This window comes from Acidimicrobiales bacterium, assembly GCA_041394265.1.
GTDB lineage: Bacteria > Actinomycetota > Acidimicrobiia > Acidimicrobiales > SZUA-35 > JBBQUN01.
Window position 1 is genome coordinate 968097 of sequence record JAWKIO010000005.1, and the last position, 23398, is coordinate 991494.

Here is a 23398-nt window from a genome sequence, read left to right on the forward strand (position 1 = left end):
ATCGGGTGCGGTCCAATAGTGTGCGCCCATGAGCACCGATGACCGTCCGACCGACCCCGACTCGATCGCCGTGCACGGAACCCACCACCCAGACTTCGCTGCGGTGCGGCGCGAGTTCGAGCGCAACTTCGCCGAGCGGGGCGAGCTCGGCGCCGCCGTCGTGGTGATGGTCGACGGTGAACGAGTCGTCGATCTGTGGGGCGGTTCGGTCGCCGCGCCTCGTGAGGATCGCCCGGCCGCCGACTGGCAGCCCGACACGCTCGTCACCGTGTTCTCCTGCACGAAAGCGGCCACCGCCGCCTGTCTGCATCTGCTCGCCGACCGGGGTGAGGTCGACCTCCAGACGCCGCTCGCCGACATCTGGCCCGAGCTCCTCGCCGCCACCACGCCGGCGGCGAACGGGCCCACCCGAGTCCACATGGCACTCGACCACTCCCTCGGCCTCCCTGCGGTTCGACGACCATTGGGACCGCACGACTGCGTCGACTGGGACACCATGGTCGCAGCGCTCGAGGCCACCGAACCGTGGTGGACACCGGGCGAGGCCAATGGGTATCACATGCTCACCTTCGGATGGACGGTGGGCGAGATCGTTCGCCGAGTGTCGGGGATGAGCCTCGGCGAGTACTTCCGCACACAGATCGCCGAGCCGGTCGGGGCCGACTTCCACATCGGGCTCGACCGGGCCGAACACCACCGCATGGCCAAGGTGTCGGCCTGGCGGCCCGAGCCGGGATGGTCGTCGTCGTTCACCGAGGCACTCGTCGCCGACCGTGAGGGCCTCCAGGCGAAGGCCTTGCTCAATGGTGGCGGCTTCAGCGCCAACGACCCGGCGGTGTGGGAGGCCGAGATCGGTGCCGCCAACGGCACGGCGTCGGCCCGAGGCCTCGCCACCTTCTACCGCCCGCTTGCGGCCAACGACTCCTCGCTGCTCTCACCCGAGTCGATCGAACGCCTCGCCCGACCCACCACCATCAGCGAGATCGACCGCACCCTCCTCGTGCGCACCCGATTCGGCGAAGGCTTCATGCTCTCGATGGACAATCGGGATCAGCCGGCCGGCCAACGCGACTCCGCCGTGATCGGGGCCGGTGCGTTCGGCCATGTCGGCGCTGGTGGTTCGATCGGGTTCGCCGACCCATCGGCCGGCCTGAGCTTCGCCTACGTCATGAATCAGCAGGGACCGGGCATCCTCCTCAACGAACGCGGACAGTCGTTGGTCGACGCCACCTACCGCTCGCTCGGCTTCACGCCCGGCGCCGACGGCAGCTGGACCCGGTGACGCGAACGCGCTCCGACCGGGCGCCGGGTCTCGTCAACGGGGCCACGCTCCCCTACTACGTCGGCGGGTTCCTGGGCCCGTTCGGCACGCTGGTCGTCACGCCCATCTACCCCGAGCTCGAGAAGAGCTTCAGCGCATCGTCCGAGGCGGTCAACTGGGGTTTCAGCGGCTACTTCCTGCCGATGGCGGTGATGATGCTGGTGTCGGGCACGATCGGCGAGCGCTACGGTCGGGCCCGGGTGATGCGCATCACCTACATCGGCTACGCGATCGCCACGGTGCTCGCGATCCTTGCCCCGTCGCTCGGCTGGTTCATCGCCGCCCGGGTCCTGCAGGGGCTGGGCAACGCCTTCTTCACGCCGCTCATGCTGGCCGGGCTGGCCGACATCACCGAACCCAAGCGACTCGGTCGAGTCATGGGCATGTACTCGAGTTTCCAAGCCGCCGGCGGCGCACTCTCCCCCATCGCCGGCGGTCTGGCCGCCCGCTACGACTGGCGCTACGCCTTCGTCGTCATCGCCGCCATGTCGTTCCTTCTGAGCTTCCGGCCGCCTCCGGGCGAACCGCGCCCCGATGCCCAGGCGCCGCCAATCAAGCCGCTGCTGACGTGGCGCATGGTGCTGCTGTGGATCACCGGGTTCGCCGCCGCCACCGGCCCGGTGGGCATCGGCGTCGTGGTCGGGGTCGCCAGCCGCAAGGGTCTCGACGCCTCGTCGACCGAGAGCGGACTGCTGTTGCTCGCTGGCGGGTGCGGCGCAGCCATCGTCGGCCCGCGATGGGGTTCCCTGCTCGACCGGCTCGGGATCCGCACGTACTCGCTGATTGGCACGGCGGTCGCCAGCCTCATCGTTGCCACCCTCGGCTTCGCCGACACCCTGCCGCTCCTCGCCGTCGGCTGGTTCCTTGGCGCCTCACTCGTGCCCGCAGTGGTCGTCGCACTCACGCACCTCGCAGCGAGTGCCGTCCCGACCAATCGAGGCGGCGCCCTCTCGTCGGTGCTCGCCTTCCGCTTTCTCGGCCACGCCGTCGGACCGATCATCTTGGTGCCGATCTACCTCGACCACCATCGGCTTGCGTTCATCCTCGCCGGCGCACTCGGGTTGATCTCGCTCATCGGCTTCGCACTCGTGTCCACGAGTCCCGAGGCCGACACCGCCCCGTCGTCGGACGTCAGCCCAGCTTCTCGCTGACGGCCGGGAGGAACGCTCGCACCCACGCGTCGTAGCCAGCGTCGTTCGGGTGGAACCCGTCAGGCGCCATCTTGCCCCGCCAGCCCGCCATCTCGGCCGAGACGTCGGCGACGGCCACACCTCGCTCCCGACCCGACGCGCGCACGACTGCGCTGAGCCGGCGAGCCAGCATCGATCCATGATCGGGCAGCGTGGCGACAACGGCATTGACGGGGAGCACCTCGACCAGGCGGCGCATTCGAGCCGCGTGCGTTGCCGGGTTCAGACCTCGGAGCAGATCGTTGCTGCCGACGGTCACGGTCACCACGGCCGGTTCGACGCCCAGACGCTCGAGGGTGGGCAGCTGCCGATCGAGCACGTCGGAGATCTTTGCTCCCGACGCCGAGAGGTTCAGCACCGTCGCTCGATCCTGGAGTGCCTCGGCGAGGCGACCGACGTACCCGTGGTCGACCGAGGTCGCCCCGATGCCCTGCGCCAGGGAGTCGCCGAGCGCAACGAGCAGTGGTTGATCGGAATCGAGCGCAAGCAGGTTGCGGCGATGCCACTCGGCTGCGAACGCTTCGATCTGTTCACCCGTCCGGCGCACGCCGGGAACCACCGTGCCGAGGGTGCGCACCAGGAGGCCCGGTCGGACGGGCTCGGGCAGCGGGAGTCGGGTGGAGATGTCCATTGCCCGAGTATCGGCCGGCGCGACCTCGTGCTGAAGAACCGGGCGACGATCGCCCACGCTACGAGGTGACCTGACCCCGTCCGGCGCTCGTGCCCGCCGGGAAGCCAAAGGCGATCACCGCTGCGCTCAGGTAGTACATCGCCGTCACCCAGCCCCACGCGAGGCGGAAGCCCCCGATGCCCGAGCGAGAAGCGAGCAGGGTGATCACCACCGAGATCCCGAGGGCGTAGAACACCTGCTGAGTGGTGCGGATCGACGCATTCGCCGTACCGAATTGTGCCGGATCGACATCGCTCAGGCCGGCGCTCGACCAGGTCGAGATCGACGTCCCGACACCGAATCCGAGCAGCAGGCTGATGGGAACGTAGCGGTCGAACACGTGGGGCTCTGCGTCGAGTAGCAGCTGGAAGAGCAGGAAGGCCGTGCCACAGCACAGCGACCCGGCCATCAGGATCCAGCGGTGGCCGATCCGGTCGGCCATGCGCCCGGCGATCGGCGACAGGACCGCCGAGGTGCCGGCAGAGAAGACCAGCGCCTTGCCGGTGGTCGTGATCGACTGGTCCCACAGGTCCTGAAGCACGAGCGAATTGACCAGGAAGCCCGAGGTGAAGGCCATCGAGTAGAACGCCAAGCCGGCGTTCGTGCTCGAGAACGAACGCTTCCGGAACAGGTTGAGCTCGATCAGCGGCTCGGGATGGCGGCTCGATCGCCGGATCAGGACAGGAACGAGCGCCAACCCGACGACGAACATGGCGAGGACACGCACATCGCCGATGCCACGGGTCTCGCTCTGCACGATCGCGAACATGACGAGGAAGACCGCCGCGGTGCCGATGGCAACGCCCAGAAGATCGATCTTCCCCGTGGCCGCCGGGTTCTTCGACTCGCGGAGCAATCTCGGACTCAACACCAAGACGACGAGACACAGTGGCACGTTGATGAAGAAGATGCCTCGCCACGACCAAACATCGATGAGCAGCGATCCGACGGCAGGCCCGAACACCCCGCCGAGCCCGGCGGTGGCGCCAGTGATCCCAATCGCCATGCTGCGCTTCGCCACCGGGAACTCGGGGAGGACCACGGCGATCGCCGTCGGCGACACGATGGCCCCACCGATCGCCTGGACCACCCGAGCGAGGATCAGCACGTTCGTGTTGGGCGCCAGCCCGCACAACAGTGAACCCAGGCCGAAGATGGCGACGCCCGGCATGAACATCTTCTTGCGACCGAGGCTGTCGGCGAGGCGCCCGCTCACCATGAGCAGCGCAGCGACCGTGATGTTGTAGCCCGACAGAATCCAGCCAAGCGTGGTTTCATCGACCTCGAAGTCTCGGCCAATCGACGGGAAGGCCACATTGACGGCCGAGACATCGACCACGACGAGGAAGAAGACGAGCGTGGCGATGATCAACGCCAGCCACGCCTCGCGCGGGATGTGGTCGGTTGCGTTGGGAGCAGCGGCGGTCGTCACACCGGCGTTCTAGCTCATTCTCCGACGCAAACGTCAACCCTCAGGTAGTGGCGCTCGAGCGGTCGATCACCATGAACGCCGCTCCCCACGGATCGACCAGCGAGACGGACCGCCCAAAGGGTGTGTCCATCGGCGGCATCGTCACGGACCCTCCCCGGCTCGCCGTCAGTTCTGCTGCTGCGTCGGCGTCGGGCACCGAGAACGACACGCCCCAGTGAGAAGGAACGGCCGCGGGCACCTCATCGCCCATGGCCATCAACCCGGCAATCGGCTGACCGCCGAGCTCGGCGACTCGGTAGTCCATCGGCCCATCCATCGCCGTGAACGACCAGCCGAACAGCGACCGGTAGAACGCCTCGGAAGCGTCGGCGTTGCGAGTCCGACAGTCGAACCAACACGGAGCGCCCGGTTCATCCAGCACTCTGATGCCGTTGTCGGCCGACCCTTCGAAGATCCCGAGTGCCGCGTTGGCCGGGTCGAGCACGATGGCAATCCGCTGCCCGTCGGCGTTGATCACGAACGGCGGCTGCGCCACCATGCCGCCGGCACCGGTGACGGCAGCTGCGGTGGCGTCGGCGTCATCGACGGCGACATAGACCGTCCACACCGGCGGCATTCCCGCCATCTCGGGCGTGATCTGCATCGCGCCGGCAACCGGCTGGTCACCGCTCATGAACATTCGGTAGGGCGAACCTTCGACCTCGAACACCGACCATCCCATCAGGTCGCCGTAGAAGGAGGTGGCACCTTCGATGTCAGACGCGGCGAGATCGGTCCAACTGATGGTGTGCGTGGGGTGACGGTCGATTCGAGTCATGGCGACACCGTAAGCGCGCCAACGACCGTCCCGCCCGACGAGCAATCAACGATGGCCAGGGGCCATGTAGAACCACACCGGATGCGGTGCACCCTGTTCCTTGATCGCCGCTCGGGCCGCCATGATGGTCTTGCCCGCCTCGGTCTGTTCGTAGAACCACGCCTCGGCGGCACGTCCATCGGGCGGCGGGCCGTCAACCAGTTCGAGCGCCGCCTCCTCGTAGTAGGTGCGGATGTCGTGACAGATCGCGGTGGTGTTGCCGCCCGGGATCCCCGCCTCCTTCCACGCCGCACCGTTGGCGATCGCGTCGAACACCGCAAGCGCTCCGGGAATGCCGTCGGGCTCGACGACGCGTCCGACCGAGGTCACCCCGCGCCGGGCTCGAGCCCGGTCGAACGCCTTGCGAAGCCCGTTGGCCTCGTCGACCGAAGCCGGCAGCTTCGGGTCGAATCGAGGCGGCAGCGTGCAGGTGAGCGGAATCTCGTCGGCAGTGATGGTGACCGGGTGGTCGACGAGCACGGGTCCCGACGGCTCGGCGAGCAGCGCGAACGCACGAGTGAGCACGTCATGCTGGAACTCGCTGTCACTCGGCCGACCGAGTGGCCGACCGAGCGGGAAGTCGCAGTACAAGGCCCGAGGCGGAGCGATGCGCTCGGCGACCGAGCGGGTCGAGGCCAATACGACGGTGGCGATTCCGGCGGCTTCGAAGACGTGGGCGAGCGTACTCACGGTACGCGTGCAAAGCGGTCAAACGGGGGTGAGCACCACCACGTCGACACCGTCGGCGGCCAGCTCGCCCGCCGCTCGCGGCCCCGAGTCGAGGCGGATGGTCGAGACGTCGTCGGGCTGGTTGCCGGCGAACGAGGCGTGACGGGGTGCGACGGCGCCGATGATCCCCTGCGCCGCAAGCTCGTCGAGGCGATCGATCGGGTAGACGACATTGAGGTCGATGGCCACGCCGGTGCGGTCGAAGTTCGGACTCCAATGACCGAGCACGAGGTCGCGTGCATCGGACGGGAGCAAGCGATAGCTGGTGTCACCAGCCGCGAAGGGGTCATCACTCGTTCGGTGCAACGCCGCGGAGGTGACGATGGCGACGGTCGACTCGCTCAGTGGTTTCGGCTGGACCCACGGCGTGGTGTCGAAGGTCGGCACCGGCAGTGCGTCGCCAAGGCTCCTCATCTTCGAATCGCCGGTGGCGCTGGACTCGCTGCTGGCTGACATCTCCTCAGCTTGCTGGACGCAAGGAGTCGAGGCAACTCGTTCGTTCACTCACCTGGTGCGCGACCGGGAGACCCGGCAGACTCACCGCATGGAATTCGACCTCGCCCAGACCGACGCCCTCCTCTCGACCACCCGCGCCGTGCGCAAGCGCCTCGACTTCGACCGCGAGGTCCCCGACGACGTCCTGCTCGAGTGCCTGCAGCTCGCCGTGCAAGCACCGACGGGATCCAACCGGCAGGGCTGGCGCTGGATGGTCATCCGCGACGCCGAGAAGAAGCTGGCGCTGGCCGACATCTACCGCCGTGTGGGTGGCGCCTACCTGGCCGAGGCGGCCAAGACCACCGAGGCCGGGTCGCAAACCGGACGCGTCATGGACTCGGCGAACTTCCTGGCCGAGAACCTCGAGCGTGTTCCGGTCATGGTGATCCCGCTCATCATCGGACGACTCGACGACGGCACCACCAACTCGGCTGCGGGGCTCCTCGGATCGATCATTCCTGCCATGTGGAGCTTCCAACTGGCCCTGCGCAGCCGGGGATTGGGCAGCTGCTACACCACGCTCCATCTCGGCGCCGAAGCCGAGGCCGCCGAGCTCTTGGGCATCCCCGACCACATGACCCAGGCCGGGTTGCTGCCGGTCGCCTACACCCTCGGCACCGACTTCAAGCCGGCCAACCGTCCGCCCGTCGAGGAGATCACCTACCTCGACACCTACAAGAACCCCATCCGCTGAGGCCCAGTCGTCGCCGCTCGGCGTCGCAAGTCGAGACGCCGAGCGACATTTCCCACCGTTTCGGAGACCCCGGGCGTCAGAACTGACGCTCAGGGTCTCGAGAACGGCAGGGTCTCGAGAACGGGCAGGGTTTCGGGAACGGCGGCGGTCAGGCGGGTTTGCGGCCGAACGTGCGGGTGAGGGTGCCGGCGACGAAGTCGACGTTCTCGACATCGACGAAACCGGCGGCTTCGAAGTAGCCGATGCACTCGGCATCGGAATGAGCCCGACCGCCGCTGCCATAGTTGAGTTCGGCCAGACCCCACAGTGCCGCGTCGAGGGGTCCCACGCCGTCGGCGTCGAGCGTCTCACCGACGAGATGCATCTCACCGCCCGGCTCCAAGGCATCGAAGGCCTTGGCCACCACCTTGGCGATGTTCTTCGCGTCATAGATCGGCAGGTTCGATGCCATGACCACGACATCGCAGCCCTGCGGGAGCTCGTCGTTGATGAAGTCACCGCCGTGCGTCGTGACCCGGTCGGCCACGCCGTTCCGGTCGAGGTACTCCTGGGTGACCACCGTGACCGGCGGGAGGTCGAAGACGACGGCCGACAGCCCAGGAAAGGCCTGCACGGCGTTGATCGAGTAGGCCCCCGATCCGCCACCGAGGTCGAGCAGCTTCGTTCGACCGCTCAGGTCGACCTGACGGCAGAACCGCCGGCCGGCTCCCATGCCGATGCTGTAGGTGGCAGCGTGATAGCGGCGGGCCTGCTCGACGGTGAGATCGTCGTACATGCCGAGCTCACGAGGCGGGGTCGGGTCGAGGAGCCGTTCGGTCATCGAGAACCACTGGGGTACCTCGGGCCGGGTGAAGTTCATCCACGCGCCGGCGTAGCGATCGGTGCCCTTGACGAGGAACTTCTCGCAGTCGGCGGCATTGACGATGCGCCGCTCGTCGTCGTACTCGAGCAGGCCCATGGCCAGTGCCACCGTGACCAGCCGCTCGGCGTTGAGTTCGCTCATGCCGGTCGCCGTGGCGATCGATGCGATCGAGTCGGCGCCCGCCGAGATGTGGGAGAAGAGGTCGATGTCGATGGCGGCGTAGAACACCGCCGACTGGGTGAATGCACGGGCGAGGTGCTGGAGGCGGGTGGAGTCGACGCGGGGTTCGGCCATCGTGAGAGTTCCTTCGGGTTCAGTCCTGTTCGGTGCGGTAGTAGTCGGGTTTGCCGAGCGGCCAGTACTCACCCCACACGTGTTCGCCACCGGTGACATCGAGATGGGTGCCGGTGACGAAGTTGCCCGACGGCGCCGCCAGATAGATCGCCGCCTGAGCGATGTCCCACACGTCGCCGAGGTGGCGCATCGGGTTGTGACCGAAGCTGGCCTTGGCCTCGGGCGGGTAGTTGGTGAGTCCCTCGCTGGCGACCACACCGACACCGATCGAGTTGACGCGGATGTCGTACTGGGCCCACTCGACCGCGAGGGTGCGGGTGAGCGCCACACCTCCCGCTCGAGCGGCCGTGGTGTGCGGAATGCCGATCGACCCTCGGCCCTGGATGGTCGAGATGTTGATGATGTTGCCAGGTGTGGCCTCGGCGGCCCACCGGCGCGCCGCCTCCTGCATCATGTACCACGGGCCGTAGAGATTGGTTTCGACGACGGCGTTCCATCCCTTCGGCGTGATGTCGAACGCCGGCGCCGAGAACTGACCACCGGCGTTGTTGATCACATGGTCGAGCCGACCGTGCTCGGCCCAGGCCGCGTCGATGGTGGCTCGCACGGCGTCGGGATCGCGCACGGTCATCGGAATGGTCTGGCAGCCCACGTCGATCGTCGACAGCTTGGCGGCGAGGTCATCGAGGGTTGCTTCGGTGCGCCCGGTGGCGACGATGGTGGCGCCAAGACGACCGAACAACACCGACATCGCCTGTCCGATCCCGCCGGCCGCACCGGTGATCAGGACCACCTGGTCGGTGAACAGACCGTCGCGGTACACCGTGTCGAGTGAGCACAGTTCCTCGAACGAGTGGCTGTGGTACGGGTCGACGTCGCGGCGGTTCGCCATGCTCAACTCCAGGTGGGATCGATCGGGCCGGGGACGCCGCAATGTTGCTCCACCGCCTCGGCGGCGTCGAGACAGCGGTCCTCACGCCAGTGGCTGGAGTAGATCTGCACGCCGGTCGGCATACCGTCATGGACGCCATTGCTCATGGCCACGACGGGGAGACCCAGGACGTTGGCAGGCACGATGAACCCGAGGTGGTCGTCGAGCACCCGCATCTCGTTGCCGTCGACGATGTCGGCGCCGTGCTCGAACGGCACTCGGTTCCACCCCGGCCCGACGACCACCGGCGTGTCGTTGAACATCTCCGCCCACAACCGCATCAGTCGGTGCCGCTCGATGAACATGAGTTGGGGCGGGAGCTGGTCGAAGTCGCAGCTGTCGACCAACCGTTGCAGCACCCGGATCTCATCGCTGCCCATGATCGGTTCGAGCAGCGGGATCGACACCGCGAAGTCGAACCCGAGGAGATGGCGCCACAGGTCTTTCGTGCGTTCGATCTCGGGTGGCTCCACCTCGACGACCTCCCACCCCGCTGCCGCGAGACCAGCGGCCGCCGCATCGAGTGCGTCGAGCTGTCCCGGTTCGAGTTCGGCGCCGGGCAGCGAGCGGACGAGACCGGCACGACGCAGATACTCACCGCCATCGACGGGCACCGGCGCGGTGCGGAGATCGAGCGATGTCGGTGGTGCGAGCAGATCGAGCAGGAGGCGAAGGTCCTCGACATGACGGGCGAGCGGGCCCTCGACCGACATGAGAGCACCGGAGATCCCGGGATCCAACGGCGGGAGTGACGCCGCCCGCCCGATGCGTCCATAGCCCGGCTTGAGACCCATGACCCCGCAGCACAGCGCCGGGTTGCGAATCGAGCCACCGATGTCGTTGCCGAGACCGAACGGCGACATGCCCGAGCCGATGGCCGAACCCTCGCCCCCGCTCGAACCACCGGCGGTGCGGTCGTGGTGCCATGGGTTGCGGGTCAAACCGCGAAAGGCATTGTCAGTGGATACCCGAAGCCCGAGTTCGGGCATGTTCGTGCGCCCGATCGGAATCGCGCCGGCCGCCAACACTCGTTCCACGGTCACGGCATCTCGTGGTGGGAACGCCTCGGCCAGTGCCGCCACCGCTTGGGTGGTCGGGAAGCCGACCTGATCGATGTTCTCCTTGATCGTGAACGGCACACCGTGCAGCGGCCCGATCCGCTCGCCCAGTCCAGCTCCCTGACCGAAACCCGGGTCTTGGTGCGCCGTGATGGTGGCGTCCGCAGCGTCGGCGGCGGCCTGCGCTGACTCGGCCATCTCGACCGTGATCGCGTTGAGCCGTGGATTGACGGCGGCGATCCGTTCGAGGTGAGCATCGATGACCTCGCGGCTCTTCACCTGTTTCGTCTCGATCAGATGAGCGAGGTCGGTGGCTGATCGCTGCCACAGCGCTCGTGTGTCCCCCTCCCGTGCTGCTGGTACGCCGTCCTCTGTCGCTTCGTCGATTCCCCCCATGGCGCGGACACTAGTGCATCCAGTCGGGTACTCACCCACGAAGGGGACGTGAAGACCACTTCGACCCTTCACCCCTGGAGTACCAACATGTTCAACCTTCGTGGCCTCTTGGCCTTCTTCTTCGCGCTCTCGATGGCGGCGGCTGCTTGCAGCTCTGACGACTCCGAGGGTGCAACCACCGAAACGACACCCGCTGCGGCCAACGACGAGGGCGCAGCGGAAGAGGAAGTCGTTGCGACCGACGCCGAGGCGTCGGGCACGATCGTGGACGTCGCCGTCGGCAACCCCGACTTCTCGATCCTGGTGAGTGCCCTCACCGAGGCCGGCTTGGTCGAGACCCTGTCCGGCGACGGCCCCTTCACCGTGTTTGCTCCGACCAACGCCGCGTTCGAGCAAGCCCTCGCCGACCTCGGCGTCACCGCCGAAGACCTCCTCGCCCGTGACGACCTGGCGGACATCCTGACCTATCACGTCGTTCCCGGGAACGTGCTGGCGGCCGATGTCGTGGCGCTCGACGGCACGTCCGTCGCCACCGTCAACGGCGCCGAGGTCTCGATCAGCGTCGACGGCGACACGGTGATGATCAACGACGCCACCGTCACGACCACCGACATCATCGCGAGCAACGGCGTGATCCACGTGATCGACAGCGTCTTGCTCCCCGGGTGAGCGCAGCGATACTCGTCGCCTCGGGCCGTTCCTAGCCGAGCGAGAGGTCGACCTCGACCGGTGCCAGGGCGCCGACTGCTGGCCCGAGCAGGGCCAGCAGTCCCGCTCGGACGGGGCCGCTCACTGTCGGACCATCGGTGATCTGCGAAACCACGACGTCGGGGTACAGCCGGAGATTGCGGCGCAAGCCGTCGTTCAACGAGCGAATGTAGGGCGCCAGCGCTCGACCAGTCGTGCCGTCGATGATGATGCGACTCGGGTCGATGAGTGCGCTCAGCGCAACGATGCTCGAGATCACGTAGTCGAGGGTGTCATCGATCACGGCCATGCCCGCAGCGTCTCCGGTTTCGGCGGCATCGAGCACCCCGGCAACCGAGAGCTCTCGCTTGGCGAGCGCCGCCGGGTCGAAATCCGGATGTTGCTGCCAGCGCTCGACGATGCCTGCGGCGTTGATGAATCGCTCGAGCGGGCCACGCCCACCGGCACGACGGGAGTAGAGCTTGTCGATGCTCGAGATCAAGAAGCCGATCTCGCCAGCGGCGCCGTGGGCACCTCGCAGCAACGCTCCGCCGGAGAAGATGGCCGACCCCACGCGCTCACCAATCGAGAAGACCACGAAGCTCTCGAGGGCCACGGCTTGACCCTGCCAGTGGTGGGCGTAGGCACCGAGCGACACATCGTTCTCCACGATGAAGACGACCTCGTTGGGGTCGAAGTGACGCTCGAAGGTCGGGCCCAGCGGCACGTCGTTCCAGTCGAGGTTCGGGGCGTCGAGCGCCATTCCGCGGGCCGAGTCGACCAGTCCGGGGACCCCGATGGTCACGGCCCGAACCGGCAGCCCAAGGTCGGCCGCCAACGCCTTTGCCTCACCGAGCGTCACCGAACAGTACTCGAGCGCAAGGTCCTTGGTGAGCGAGCTTCCGAGATCATCCGGACGATGCTCCACTCGCCCGACGACGTCGCCACTGGCGTCGGCGACGACTCCGGTCACGACACCGTCCTGGAAGCTGATGCCGAGGAGCGAGCCATACGCCGGGTTGTACTGCATTACCTCACCCGGTCGGCCCGGTCGGCTGGTGTCGGTCCCGGCGGCCACCACCTGCCCCGAGCCGAGGAGGTACTGGATGATCCGGGTGATCGTCGGCGACGACAACCCGGTGACCCGAGTGAGGTCCGCCCGGCTCATCGACCGCTCGACGAGCGCCGTCAGCACCAACGAGCGGTTCTGTTCTGAGACATCGATTTGCGAACGCGGTGGTGTGGCCATGACTCCGAGGCAGGGAGAGTGGGGGCCGCCGGCAACCGAGCGTAGCAATTGACAAGAACGTTTCAATACCGCGTCAACTCGACCGTGTCGATCTCCCCTCACACGGCGCCGACAACGTTCACAAGAAAGACATATTATTTTATGTGTATTTTATTGCGTTGATTTTGATAGGTGTCTACATTGATCGACGATGATCGTTGCCCTTCTCGCACTCCACGTTGCGGCCATTCCTGCCATCGCGCTGGCTGCGAACCGCCTCGGTCGACGTGGGCTGCTGATCGGTGCCGTGCCCACGCTCACAACAGCGCTCTGGGCTGCAGGCAACCCAGGAGCACCCACCGCCTCGGCGAGCTGGGTCCGCGGCCTCGATCTCTCGCTCACCTTCCAGCTCGGCCCGGTGGCGCGGCTCATGACCCTGCTCGTCGGCGGCATCGGTGCCCTCGTCTTCGTCTATGCCCACGGCTACTTCTCCGACACCGCCGCCAACCTCGGTCGGTTCGGCGCCACGCTCATGGCCTTCACGACCTCGATGCTCGGACTCGTCTGGGCCGACTCGGCGTGGACCCTCTTCATCTTCTGGGAGGCCACGTCGATCACCTCTTTCCTCCTCGTGGGATTCAAGAACACCGATTCGGCGAGCCGAACGGCCGCTCGCCGAGCACTCACCATCACCGTTGCCGGAGGCCTCGCTCTCCTCGCCGGACTCGTCGTGCTGGTCGACGCCACCGGCACCGACCGGCTCAGCGAGATGGCCGCGGCCATCGCCAACGGCGCCGAGCTCCCGACCACCTCTGCCGCCGCGGCCGCTGCACTGATCGTCGTTGGTGCCGCCACCAAGTCCGCCCAGTTCCCCTTCCACGTGTGGCTGCCGGGAGCCATGTCCGCCCCAACGCCGGTGAGCGCGTTCCTTCACTCCGCCACCATGGTCAAGGCGGGCGTATTGTTGTTGGCCCTCACGGCACCGATGCTCGCTTCGTCGAGTTGGTGGACCCCACTCGGTCTGTTCTTCGGTGGAACGTCGATGCTCTGGGGTGCCATCGGTGCATTGCGCCACCACGACGCCAAGCTGATCTTGGCGTGGGGCACGGTGTCGCAGCTCGGCCTTCTGGTGTCACTGCTCGCCATCGGCACGGCGAAGGCGGCCTTTGCCGCCATCTCACTGCTCTTCGCACACGCCATCTTCAAAGCCGCCCTCTTCATGGTCGTCGGCGAGATCGACGTCCGCACCGGCACTCGCAACATCACCGAACTCCGTGGCCTCGCTCGCAGCATGCCCCTTGCGTTTGCGACCGCCGTTGCGGCCGGCGCCTCGATGGCCGGGGTGCCGCCATTGCTCGGCTTCGCCGCCAAGGAGGCGGCCGTCGAGGCCATCGTCAAACTCGAGGGAGCGGAACGGCTCTTCGTCGGCGGCATCGTCGTCGGGGGATCGGTGCTCACCGTGGCCTACACCGTGCGGTTCCTCCTCGGCGTCTTCGGCCCATTCGGCTCCAACCCGGGGGCGGCGCCGACCCCGGTCCAGAAGGCGCGACCCACGCTGGGACTCCCGTCGGTCGTGCTCGGCGCCACCGGAGTCATCGGCTACCTCTTCCTCGGGGTCGTCAACGACCTCGTGTCCCCCGCGGCCGTCCGAATCAACGCGGGTGCCGACGTCTACTCGCTCTACCGTTGGCCGGGGCTGACGGTGGGGCTGGCGCTCTCCGTTGCGATCGTCGCCGTCGGCAGCGCCGTTGGCTGGTCGATCGCCCGGCGTTCGACCACGGTGCCACGTCCGCTCGGGGCGTCACTCGTCGACGCTTCGATCGATGAAGCCATCTCGCGAGCACGCCGCGTCACCGGCCGCGTCCAACATGGTTCACTCCCGCTGTACGTGGCCACGATGGCGAGCGTTGCGGCCCTTGCGACCACACCGTTCCTCTGGAGTCTCGACACCTCGTCCCTGCGGTGGTGGGACCTCCCCGTCCAAGGTGCGCTGGCCCTGGCTGCCGTGGGCACCGCGTCGACCACCCTGCTCGTGACCTCTCGACTGGGCGCCGCGCTGGCCCTGGGCAGTGTCGGCATCGCGGTGAGCGGGCTGTTCGTTGTCCACGGCGCCCCCGACCTCGTCCTCACCCAGCTCTTGGTCGAAACCGTCGTCGTCGTCGGGTTCGTCGTCGGCCTCGGCCATCTCGATCAGGAGTTCCCCCGCAGCGGCCAGGTGTGGAGAACGACGCGAGTGGTCGTGTCGGGTCTCGTCGGTGGCGGTGTCGCCATTGCGCTCGCCGCTACGGCCACCGCACCAACGGTTGCGTCGTCATCGGCCGAACTGGCCGACGGCGCCGTCAATGAGGGAGGGGGCAACAACCTCGTCAACGTCATCCTCACCGACCTTCGTGCGCTCGACACCGTCGGCGAGGTCGTGGTCCTCGCCGTCGTTGCGCTCGGAGTGCTCGCCCTTGCTCGACCCAGCAAAACAGCAGAGGACGCACCATGATCGCCACCCGATCCCCCATTGTCCGGCTCGGGGTCCGAGCCGCCACGCCGCCAGCACTGATGACGGCGACCTTCTTGTTCTTCGCTGGGCACAACCGTCCGGGCGGTGGTTTCGCCGCCGGCCTGCTCCTCGGCGCCGTCATTGCCCTGCGGACCGTTGCCGGCCTGCCGCTTCCCGCAGCGCCGACTCGCTTCCTCGCCGCCGGCATCGCCACGATCGCCCTCGTGGCGCTGGCGCCGATCGTCGGCGGCGCGGTCCTTCTCGATCAGGTCGTCGTCAAGACCAGCGTGCCGCTGCTCGGCACGGTGAAGGCCGGTTCCGCCCTCGTGTTCGACCTGGGCGTCACACTCGTCGTCGTTGGCCTGATCGTCGCCGTCCTCGACGGGCTCGGTGCCGATGAGTTGGGAGCGGCCGAATGAGTGCATCACTCATCTTCGCCATCGCCGGTCTCGCCACGATCGGCACCTACCTGATCACCTCGCGTTCACTCAGCCGGATCGTTCTCGGGTTCTCGCTCTTCGGCCACGCGACCGTGCTCGCCCTCCTGGCTGCGGGCGGACCGGCAGGCGATGCTCCGATCGCAGATCAGACCACCGTCGAAGCCGCGGCTGATCCGTTGCCCCAAGCGCTCGCCCTCACGGCGATCGTGATCTCGTTCGGCCTCACCCTGTTCCTCCTCGCCCTCGCTCGGCGTCAGCAACAACTCACCGGCGACGACCTGGTCGAGGACGACCTCGAGGATCACCGCGTTGCGGCCGATGCCGATGCCGAGGACGCTCGTGAGGCGGCCGCTCGGGCCGAGGCCGAACGAGTCGAAGCCAACCCGGGACCGGAGGTGTGGTCATGACCACGTTGATGGCGCTCCTCGTCCTCGGGCCGCTGCTGGCGGCCGGTGTCGTGCTCGTCGCCGGCAACCGACACCTCGGACGCGATCTGGTCACCCTGATCACACTGCTCTTCACCGCCGGGTCCAGCGCCGTGATCGCCGTCGACGTTGCTCGCAACGGCACCCAGGTGCTCAGGGTCGGCGGTTGGCGTCCCGATCTCGGCATCGTGCTGGTCGCCGACCTGTTCGCCGTGTTGGTCCTCGTCGTTGCGATGTGCACGATCCTGGTCGTCGAACTCTTCGCCATCGGCCAGCGTCGGACCATTGCCGGTGTCGACCCCTCCTTGGTCGGTCCGGTCCTCCTCGTCCTGACGGCTGGCGTTGCCCTGTCGATCCTCACCGGCGATCTGTTCACACTGTTCGTCGCGTTCGAGCTCATCCTCGTGTCGAGCTATGTCCTGTTGACCCATCAGGGGCAGCGGTCGCAGATTCGATCCGGCATGACCTACGTGGTGATCAATCTGCTTGCGTCGACCTTCTTCCTCTTCGGCCTGGCGATCGTCTATGCCTCGACCGGCACGGTCAACATGGCGCTGCTCGCCGAGCGCATTCCTGACCTGCCAGATCCGCTTCGCCTCGGGATCGGGCTGTGGTTCCTCGTCGTGTTCGGCACGAAGGCGGCGATGTTCCCACTGTTCTCCTGGCTTCCTGATGCCTACCCCACCGCCCCGACGACCATCACCGCCGTGTTCGCCGGGCTGCTCAGCAAGATCGGTGTCTACGTGATGATCCGATTCCAAGTACTCACCGGCATGGACGACCTGGGTCCGATCGTGCTGGTGCTCGCCGGGGCGACGATGGTCGTCGGCGTCGTCGGCGCCCTTGCCCAGGACGACGTCAAGCGGATCCTGTCGTTCCACGTCGTGAGCCAGATCGGCTACATGCTCATGGGCTTGGGGTTGTTCTCGGTGGCCGGCATTGCCGGCGCGATGCTCTTCCTCATCCACCACATGCCGGTGAAGACCGTGCTCTTCCTGGTCGGCGGTCTGGTCGAGGACGATCAGGGAACCAGTTCGCTCAAACGTGTCAGCGGGTTGGCAGCGCGCCGGCCGTACCTGGCGGCACTGTTCGCCCTGCCCGCGATGAACCTCGCCGGCCTGCCGCCCCTGTCCGGCTTCGTCGCCAAGCTCTCGCTCGTGGATGCGGGAATCGCCGTACGCTCGGTCCCGATTGTCGTCGTCTCGCTCGTCGTCAGCCTCTTCACCCTGCTGTCGATGTCCAAGATCTGGCTCGGCGTGTTCTGGGGGACACCGTCCGAGCCCGTCCCCGGTGCCCGTGCACGTTCTGCTTCAGGTACGTCGAAGTGGATCATGAATGGTGCCACCACCCTCGCCATCGCCGGCACGCTCGGTATCGCCCTGTTTGCCGGGACCCTGTTCGATCTCAGCGAGCGTGCCGCCATCGAGCTGATCGACGCCCGGCCCTACGTCGAGGCGGTCTGGCCATGAGCAGTGACGCCGCCACCCATCGCGCTGCGCCGTGGCGCTCGCCACTGGCCATCGTTGGTGTCGCCGCGCTGATCCTCGTGTGGTGTGCACTCTGGGGTTCGTTCAGCTTTGCCAATGTTGCCTCCGGTTCGGTCGTCGCCGTCGTTGCCGCCTGGCCAGTCCTCGGACAGGCATCGCTCGCCGAGCGGGTCCGCCCGGTGGCTCTGCTGCGGCTCGTCGGCCCCGTGCTCGCCGATCTCGCCACCTCGACGGTGCACGTTGCGTGGGAGGCCCTTACACCGACCGACCACACCCAGGAGTCGGTCATCGAGGTCCCCCTCCCCAGCGAAGCACGGGCTCACCTCCTCGTCATGGTGATCGCGATCACCCTCACCCCGGGGACCGCCGTCGTCGATGCGGATCCCGACTCGGGTGTCCTCTACCTGCACCTGCTCCACGACGACCGCCGCAGCGCAACCACTCGACAAGTCGAACGGCTGGCAGCGCTCGTCGCTGCTGCGCTCCCGGCCGCCGACACCAGCTCCCAGACCCCGAAGGAGGCGACCTCATGAACGTCGTGACCGTGATCGTCTACAGCGCACTCGGCATGACCGCTCTCGCCGGCGCAACGCGGGTGGCGCGCGGACCATCCCTCGCCGACCGCGTGGCAGCGCTCGACGTCATGCTGGTCGCGCTCATGGCCGCCATCGCCGCCGACGCCGGGTTCCGTCAGGACGCAACGAACCTCGCTCTGATCCTGGTCGTCGCCATCGTGGGCTTCACCGCAACCGTCGCTGCCAGCCGCTTCATCGAGCACGAGAGCTTCGGGCCCCAGCCGAACGGTGAGCGACCATGAACCCGGTCGGCGCAAGTCTCATGATCGCCGGTGCCCTTCTGGCCTTGTCCGCCGGCTTGGGCATGCTGCGGTTCCGCACGCCCTATGCCCGATTCCACGCGGCGGGCAAGGCAAGCCCGGTTGCGTTTATCCTCGTTGCCCTGGGCGCCATGACCGAACTGACGTGGGACGGCATCATCCTGCTCGGCGTCGCCGTGGCTGCGATGATCCTCACCCTGCCCGTCGGTGTCCATCTCCTCTTCCGAGCCACTCACCGCACGACGTCGGGCACGCACCTGGTCACCGACGCCCTCGTCGGGGCCGAAGCGTTCGCGGCGGACCGGCGCCGCCGATCCACACGGTCCGTCGCTCGGCCGTCGGAGCAGGGGGAGTGAGATGGCGGAACCCGACGAGCACCGACACACCCAGCAGAATGCATATGATCGAGCAATGGCATTGCTCGATCTCGACACTCCGAAGCACGGTTGGACCTTTCTCACCAACCATGCGCACGTGTTGATCGCCATCAGCCGCAACGGCGACCTACGCCAGCGCGACATCTCACAGGTGGTCGGGATCACGCAGGGCGCCGTCCAGCGCATCCTCGATGATCTCGAAGAAGGCGGGTACATCCGACGCCAGCGCGTCGGACGTCGCAACCGCTACGAGATCGTCTCCGGCGTTGCGCTGCGGCACCCACTCGAGGAGAACCACACCATCGACGAGCTCCTCGCCACGCTGGAAGACTGAATCCGAGTGGTGCGCCGACGCTGCGCTCGTTCGGCCATTCTCGCCGGCGCCATCATGTGTGTCGCCGCCTCGTCGGGATGCTCCGACGACCGTGCCGCTGCCAACAGTGCCGCCGCCAACAGTGCCGCCGCAGCCGACACCGCCGCGTCGGTGACCCCAGCGACCGATGACGCAGACCTCCCAACCCCGTCGACGCCACCAACGAGCGAGTCACCGACGACCGTCCCTTCGAGCGCCCGCACCTCCGTCACCCTCCCCCCTCGATCGCTGTCACCGCTCGAGCTGACACCGCACGCCTTCACGTCATCGATCGATGAACTCGATGCCGTCGTACTCGATCGCATGGTCGGATCGAGCTGGACCGAGGGGTGCCCGTTCCCGCTCGACCAACTTCGCTACGTCCAGGTCACCCACCACACGCCCGATGGGGGGCAGGCCGTCGGCGAACTGGTCGTTGATGCCGAAGTTGCCGAGGACATCGTCGCCGTCTTCGCCGAACTCTTCGCTGTCGCATTCCCGATCGAATCGCTGCGCCTGGTCGACGACTTCGGCGCCGACGACCTCCGCTCGATGCAGGCGAACAACACCTCCGCCTTCAACTGCCGCTTCGTCGCCGGCACGTCCACCTGGTCGTGGCATGCATTCGGCCGGGCGATCGACCTCAACCCGCTCGTCAACCCCTACGTGACGCCCAACGGCATCGACCCGCCCGAAGGATCGGCCTATGCCGATCGATCCCAGCAGGTGCCAGGCATGATCCAACCCGGTGATGCCGTCACGAGTGGCTTCGCCACCATCGGCTGGGCATGGGGCGGAAGCTGGGCCGGCGGACAGGATTATCAGCACTTCGACCGACGCGATGGCTGAGCGCCGCCTCCGGCGTCGAGCCGCAACGGGCATCGTCGCCGTGATCACCCTCGGGCTGGCCGTGTTCGTTGGCTGCACGCCGGATTCGGCGGCGGACGAGACGACGATCACGAGCCGCCAGGGACCGGCCGCCACCCCAACGACGGCCGACGGGGCGACGCCGACCGTCGACGCTCCGACAGCACCGCCCGTCGGTGGTCCGACAATGCCGACGGTCGGCGATTCGACAATGCCGACGGTCGGCGATTCGACAACGGCCACCGTGGTGGCGGTCATCGACGGCGACACCTTCGACGTCAATATCGGTGGCGACATCGAACGCGTCCGGTTGATCGGCATCGACACGCCGGAACGCAGCGACTGTCTCTATGACGCCGCCACCGATGCGCTCGCCGAACTCCTTGCCGGTCGTGACGTCGAACTCGTCGTCGACACCACCGATCGTGATCGGTTCGGCCGACTGCTGCGCTATGCCTGGGTCGGCGACGTCTTCGTCAACGAAACACAAGTCGCCAGCGGCTTCGCCGTTGCCCGCCGCTATCCCCCCGATGTCGCCGAAGCCGAGCGGCTCGAGGAAGCCGAGGCGTCGGCAGCAGCAGCGGTCCTCGGTCGCTGGGACCCCGACGCCTGCGGGCCGCGCTCGACCGACCTCGCCGGGGAACCGACCGACCTGAGGATCGACCACATCGAGTTCGACGCCCCGGGTGACGACTCGATCGAGCTCAACGGTGAGTGGGTGCGGATCGTCAACGTTGGCCCGTCGCCCGTTGCGTTGGACGGGTGGCAGCTGCGCGATGACTCCTCGACCCATCGCTTCCTCTTCCCACCTATCGAGCTCGGATCCGGCGCGGACGTCGTCGTCTACTCCGGATGCGGTGACGACACCGAAACCGAGCTCCACTGGTGCAGCACGACATCGGCCATTTGGAACAACGATGGCGACACGGCGTATCTGATCGATCCATCAGGCAACATCGCCACGTCGTCGACCTACTGAGGGCGCCACCATGCACGTCGTGCTCGTCCATCCCGAAATCGCCCCGAACACGGGCAACATCATCCGCCTGTGCGCCAACGCCGGACTCCACCTCCATCTGGTGGAACCGCTGGGGTTCTCGCTCGATGAACGATCGCTGCGACGCGCCGGGCTCGACTACCACGAGCTGGTGGACGTGTCGGTGCACGCGAACCTCGACGCGGCCCGCCACCACCTGCCCGGACGCTGGTTCGCCTTCTCCTCATCGGGTATCACCCGGTACAGCGACATCGAGTACCAGACCGACGACGTGCTGGTGTTCGGCGCCGAACGAACGGGCCTGCCCGCGACCGTGCTGGAGGCCCTCTCGCCCGAGCGGATCCTCACGATTCCGATGGTGGCAGGCAACCGCAGCCTGAACCTCGCCAATGCCGTAGCGATCGTCGTCTATGAGGCGTGGCGGCAGCGAAACTTTCTTGGATCTGTCGTCCCCGCGCCGTCATCCGGCCAGGTCAGGGGACTCACCTCGGAATCGCCGGGCTCGACGCCCTTCGATGGCTGAACCGGGCGCGTCAGGGATCGGCGAGATGCAAGGTACGCTCTCCCGTGGCAGCCCCAGGTGACCGATGTCTCTTTCCCAGTTCAGCAACGACCCCGGCTCGGCCGAGTCGCAGCACGCCCCGGTGCCCGAGACCATCGTGGGCGAACTGCACGTCCACGAGGTACCGACGCGACGTGCGAGCAACGGACCGGTCGGCGTCATCGACTACGTCTACGACTTCCATCCCGGCCGGGTAGCGGTACGCGTCGATGGCCCCGACGTCATGGCCGTCAGCTGCGACGATCTCATCGACTTCACACGCGCTCACCTCGTCTCACCGGAGCAGGTGACACCCCTGGAGCGATCGGTCGGCATGTTCGTCGGCCGACACGATGACCAGTCGGTCTTTCGCATCGTGTTCGATTCGGCCGACGAGTCCAAGCGGTACTCGACCGGCTGGATTCAACGCTGAATCAGCGGTCCTTGGAACCGAGCGTTCCCGCGGCCTCGAGCGCTTCGATCTCGTCGTCGTTGTAGCCCGCCATCGCCAAGACCTCTCGGTTGTGCTGGCCCAGGTTCGGAGCCACCACGTCGTCGGCCATGACTCGGGGGGCATCGTCGCCGGCGAACACGAGCGGAAACCCCGGCGTGTCGACCGACCCGAGCCGAGGATCGTGCACCGTCCGCATCGACCCTCGGAAGCGAAGGTGGTCGCTCGCCGCAAGATCGGCCGGTGAGTTGACCCGACTGGCCGGCACACGGTGTTCATCGAGCACGGCCAGCGCAGCGGCATCCGACTCGAAGCTTGCCAGCCACGTTTCGATCTCGTCGGTCAGCGCGTCGCGATTGGCGAGCCTCGCCTCGTTGTTGTCGAAACGCGGATCGGTGGCGAACTCGGGGTGACCCATTGCGGTCCACAGATTGCCCAATTGCCCCTGGGTGCAGAAGATCACGATCCACCCCTGCGGCCCGCGGTAGACGCCGCCGGGCTGGGCCGGTTGGTAGAACCGACCCTGGCGAATCGGTTCGTACGCACCGTCGGTGATCGACGGAGCGTAGACCGCCGTCTCGTGCATGTGGACCAACGAGTCGACCATCGAAATGTCGAGGTGGGTGCCTCGACCGGTCCGTTCCCGGCGGAACAAGGCGTGGCCGATGGCGGCGAACGCATGCACGCCGGCGTTCGAATCGGCGAGCCCGATCCCGACGAACAGCGGCGGGCCATCGGTCTCGCCGGTCATGTGCATGATGCCTGAATAGGCCTGGGCGATGAAGTCGAACGCAGGCTTCGACGCCAGCGGCCCTGTCTGGCCGAAGCCCGAAATCGACACCATGATGAGGCCAGGGTGATCGGCGCTCAGCTCGTCGTATGACAGCCCCTTTCGGGCCATCACTCCGGGGCTGAAGTTCTCGACCACGATGTCGGCCTTGGCGATCAGACGCCGAACGACCTCGACCCCCTCGACCGTTCCGAGATCGACACACACCGACCGTTTGCCACGGTTCTGTTGGACATGGAAGCCGGCCCGCTGGTTCTTGCGGGGAGCGAACGACCGACCGGGGTCGCCGTAGGGCGGGACCTCGATCTTGATCACGTCGGCACCCAGCTCGACCAACATGCGGGTGCAGGTGGGTCCGGCGAGATATTGCGAAAGATCGACCACCGTGACCCCCGCCAACACCGGTTCACGCGGATCGACTCGGCGGGCAGGGTCGGACGGCACGGTGCGGTCGGTCATGGACATTGGCTACGCCATGGACGCTGACGATGCCAGTCAGAGG

General features: G+C 67.1%; 26 protein-coding genes. 16 read left to right on the forward strand and 10 right to left on the reverse strand.

Going from position 1 to position 23398, the window contains the following annotated elements; all coding sequences use genetic code 11:
- The first annotated feature begins 28 nt into the window (after positions 1–28).
- Positions 29–1282: a serine hydrolase domain-containing protein gene (locus R2733_04655; GenBank protein ID MEZ5375781.1), complete on the forward strand. Its 1254-nt coding sequence runs from the start codon at positions 29–31 to the stop codon at positions 1280–1282.
- Complete coding sequence (locus tag R2733_04660; protein ID MEZ5375782.1) at positions 1279–2472, forward strand: MFS transporter; 1194 nt, start codon at positions 1279–1281, stop codon at positions 2470–2472. The genes R2733_04655 and R2733_04660 overlap by 4 nt, the downstream gene beginning before the upstream one ends.
- On the opposite strand, the gene R2733_04665 is transcribed toward R2733_04660, so the two are convergent.
- Genes R2733_04665 through R2733_04685 form a run of 5 tightly spaced genes read right to left on the reverse strand, consistent with a single transcriptional unit; the run spans position 2453 to position 6654 of the window.
- Positions 2453–3142, reverse strand: a complete 690-nt coding sequence (locus tag R2733_04665; GenBank protein ID MEZ5375783.1) for an SGNH/GDSL hydrolase family protein — start codon at positions 3140–3142, stop codon at positions 2453–2455. The two genes, R2733_04660 and R2733_04665, sit on opposite strands and share 20 nt — an antisense overlap.
- A gap of 58 nt (positions 3143–3200) precedes the next feature.
- Positions 3201–4613, reverse strand: coding sequence for an MFS transporter (locus R2733_04670; protein ID MEZ5375784.1), 1413 nt, complete (start codon positions 4611–4613; stop codon positions 3201–3203).
- A 40-nt stretch (positions 4614–4653) separates the two neighbouring features.
- Positions 4654–5430 (reverse strand): VOC family protein, encoded by a 777-nt coding sequence (locus tag R2733_04675; protein MEZ5375785.1) that lies wholly within the window; start codon positions 5428–5430, stop codon positions 4654–4656.
- A gap of 45 nt (positions 5431–5475) precedes the next feature.
- On the reverse strand, positions 5476–6159 hold the full coding sequence (locus tag R2733_04680; protein MEZ5375786.1) for a hypothetical protein: 684 nt from the start codon (positions 6157–6159) through the stop codon (positions 5476–5478).
- An 18-nt stretch (positions 6160–6177) separates the two neighbouring features.
- On the reverse strand, positions 6178–6654 hold the full coding sequence (locus R2733_04685) for a glycine/sarcosine/betaine reductase selenoprotein B family protein (GenBank protein MEZ5375787.1): 477 nt from the start codon (positions 6652–6654) through the stop codon (positions 6178–6180).
- 88 nt (positions 6655–6742) lie between these two features.
- Between R2733_04685 and R2733_04690 the strand changes: the two genes are divergently transcribed.
- Positions 6743–7387: a nitroreductase family protein gene (locus R2733_04690; protein ID MEZ5375788.1), complete on the forward strand. Its 645-nt coding sequence runs from the start codon at positions 6743–6745 to the stop codon at positions 7385–7387.
- 148 nt (positions 7388–7535) lie between these two features.
- On the opposite strand, the gene R2733_04695 is transcribed toward R2733_04690, so the two are convergent.
- Genes R2733_04695 through R2733_04705 form a run of 3 tightly spaced genes read right to left on the reverse strand, consistent with a single transcriptional unit; the run spans position 7536 to position 10928 of the window.
- Positions 7536–8543, reverse strand: coding sequence for a methyltransferase (locus R2733_04695; GenBank protein MEZ5375789.1), 1008 nt, complete (start codon positions 8541–8543; stop codon positions 7536–7538).
- Positions 8544–8562: 19 nt separating this feature from the next.
- Positions 8563–9435, reverse strand: a complete 873-nt coding sequence (locus tag R2733_04700; protein MEZ5375790.1) for an SDR family oxidoreductase — start codon at positions 9433–9435, stop codon at positions 8563–8565.
- Positions 9436–9437: 2 nt separating this feature from the next.
- Positions 9438–10928 (reverse strand): amidase family protein, encoded by a 1491-nt coding sequence (locus R2733_04705; GenBank protein ID MEZ5375791.1) that lies wholly within the window; start codon positions 10926–10928, stop codon positions 9438–9440.
- 87 nt (positions 10929–11015) lie between these two features.
- On the opposite strand from R2733_04705, the gene R2733_04710 reads away from it, so the two are divergent.
- Entirely contained in the window at positions 11016–11597 is a 582-nt protein-coding gene (locus R2733_04710) for a fasciclin domain-containing protein (protein ID MEZ5375792.1), read from the forward strand.
- A gap of 31 nt (positions 11598–11628) precedes the next feature.
- On the opposite strand, the gene R2733_04715 is transcribed toward R2733_04710, so the two are convergent.
- Positions 11629–12864, reverse strand: coding sequence for an ROK family protein (locus R2733_04715; protein ID MEZ5375793.1), 1236 nt, complete (start codon positions 12862–12864; stop codon positions 11629–11631).
- A gap of 190 nt (positions 12865–13054) precedes the next feature.
- Between R2733_04715 and mbhE the strand changes: the two genes are divergently transcribed.
- From mbhE to R2733_04775, 12 genes are all read left to right on the forward strand, one after another.
- Positions 13055–15334, forward strand: a complete 2280-nt coding sequence (gene mbhE / locus R2733_04720) for a hydrogen gas-evolving membrane-bound hydrogenase subunit E (protein ID MEZ5375794.1) — start codon at positions 13055–13057, stop codon at positions 15332–15334.
- Positions 15331–15753 carry an MnhB domain-containing protein gene (locus R2733_04725; GenBank protein ID MEZ5375795.1) on the forward strand — a complete coding sequence of 141 codons (423 nt, stop codon included), beginning with the start codon at positions 15331–15333 and terminating at the stop codon, positions 15751–15753. The genes mbhE and R2733_04725 overlap by 4 nt, the downstream gene beginning before the upstream one ends.
- Positions 15750–16181 carry an NADH-quinone oxidoreductase subunit K gene (locus R2733_04730; GenBank protein ID MEZ5375796.1) on the forward strand — a complete coding sequence of 144 codons (432 nt, stop codon included), beginning with the start codon at positions 15750–15752 and terminating at the stop codon, positions 16179–16181. Before R2733_04725 ends, R2733_04730 begins: the two co-directional genes overlap by 4 nt.
- Positions 16178–17668: a proton-conducting transporter membrane subunit gene (locus R2733_04735; GenBank protein MEZ5375797.1), complete on the forward strand. Its 1491-nt coding sequence runs from the start codon at positions 16178–16180 to the stop codon at positions 17666–17668. Before R2733_04730 ends, R2733_04735 begins: the two co-directional genes overlap by 4 nt.
- Complete coding sequence (locus R2733_04740) at positions 17665–18219, forward strand: Na+/H+ antiporter subunit E (protein ID MEZ5375798.1); 555 nt, start codon at positions 17665–17667, stop codon at positions 18217–18219. The genes R2733_04735 and R2733_04740 overlap by 4 nt, the downstream gene beginning before the upstream one ends.
- Positions 18216–18503 carry a monovalent cation/H+ antiporter complex subunit F gene (locus tag R2733_04745; protein ID MEZ5375799.1) on the forward strand — a complete coding sequence of 96 codons (288 nt, stop codon included), beginning with the start codon at positions 18216–18218 and terminating at the stop codon, positions 18501–18503. Before R2733_04740 ends, R2733_04745 begins: the two co-directional genes overlap by 4 nt.
- Complete coding sequence (locus tag R2733_04750) at positions 18500–18877, forward strand: monovalent cation/H(+) antiporter subunit G (GenBank protein ID MEZ5375800.1); 378 nt, start codon at positions 18500–18502, stop codon at positions 18875–18877. Before R2733_04745 ends, R2733_04750 begins: the two co-directional genes overlap by 4 nt.
- A 55-nt stretch (positions 18878–18932) precedes the next feature.
- The gene (locus R2733_04755) at positions 18933–19232 is read left to right on the forward strand and encodes a helix-turn-helix domain-containing protein (GenBank protein ID MEZ5375801.1); all 300 of its coding nucleotides are present in this window, start codon (positions 18933–18935) and stop codon (positions 19230–19232) included.
- 6 nt (positions 19233–19238) lie between these two features.
- A complete protein-coding gene (locus R2733_04760) occupies positions 19239–20099 on the forward strand; it encodes a M15 family metallopeptidase (GenBank protein ID MEZ5375802.1) in 861 nt (286 codons plus the stop codon).
- The gene (locus R2733_04765) at positions 20092–21096 is read left to right on the forward strand and encodes a lamin tail domain-containing protein (GenBank protein MEZ5375803.1); all 1005 of its coding nucleotides are present in this window, start codon (positions 20092–20094) and stop codon (positions 21094–21096) included. Before R2733_04760 ends, R2733_04765 begins: the two co-directional genes overlap by 8 nt.
- 10 nt (positions 21097–21106) lie before the next feature.
- The gene (locus R2733_04770; protein MEZ5375804.1) at positions 21107–21637 is read left to right on the forward strand and encodes a tRNA (cytidine(34)-2'-O)-methyltransferase; all 531 of its coding nucleotides are present in this window, start codon (positions 21107–21109) and stop codon (positions 21635–21637) included.
- Between the two features lie 64 nt (positions 21638–21701).
- Positions 21702–22088: a hypothetical protein gene (locus R2733_04775; GenBank protein MEZ5375805.1), complete on the forward strand. Its 387-nt coding sequence runs from the start codon at positions 21702–21704 to the stop codon at positions 22086–22088.
- A gap of 1 nt (position 22089) precedes the next feature.
- On the opposite strand, the gene R2733_04780 is transcribed toward R2733_04775, so the two are convergent.
- Positions 22090–23355, reverse strand: coding sequence for a CaiB/BaiF CoA-transferase family protein (locus tag R2733_04780; protein ID MEZ5375806.1), 1266 nt, complete (start codon positions 23353–23355; stop codon positions 22090–22092).
- Positions 23356–23398: the final 43 nt, after the last annotated feature.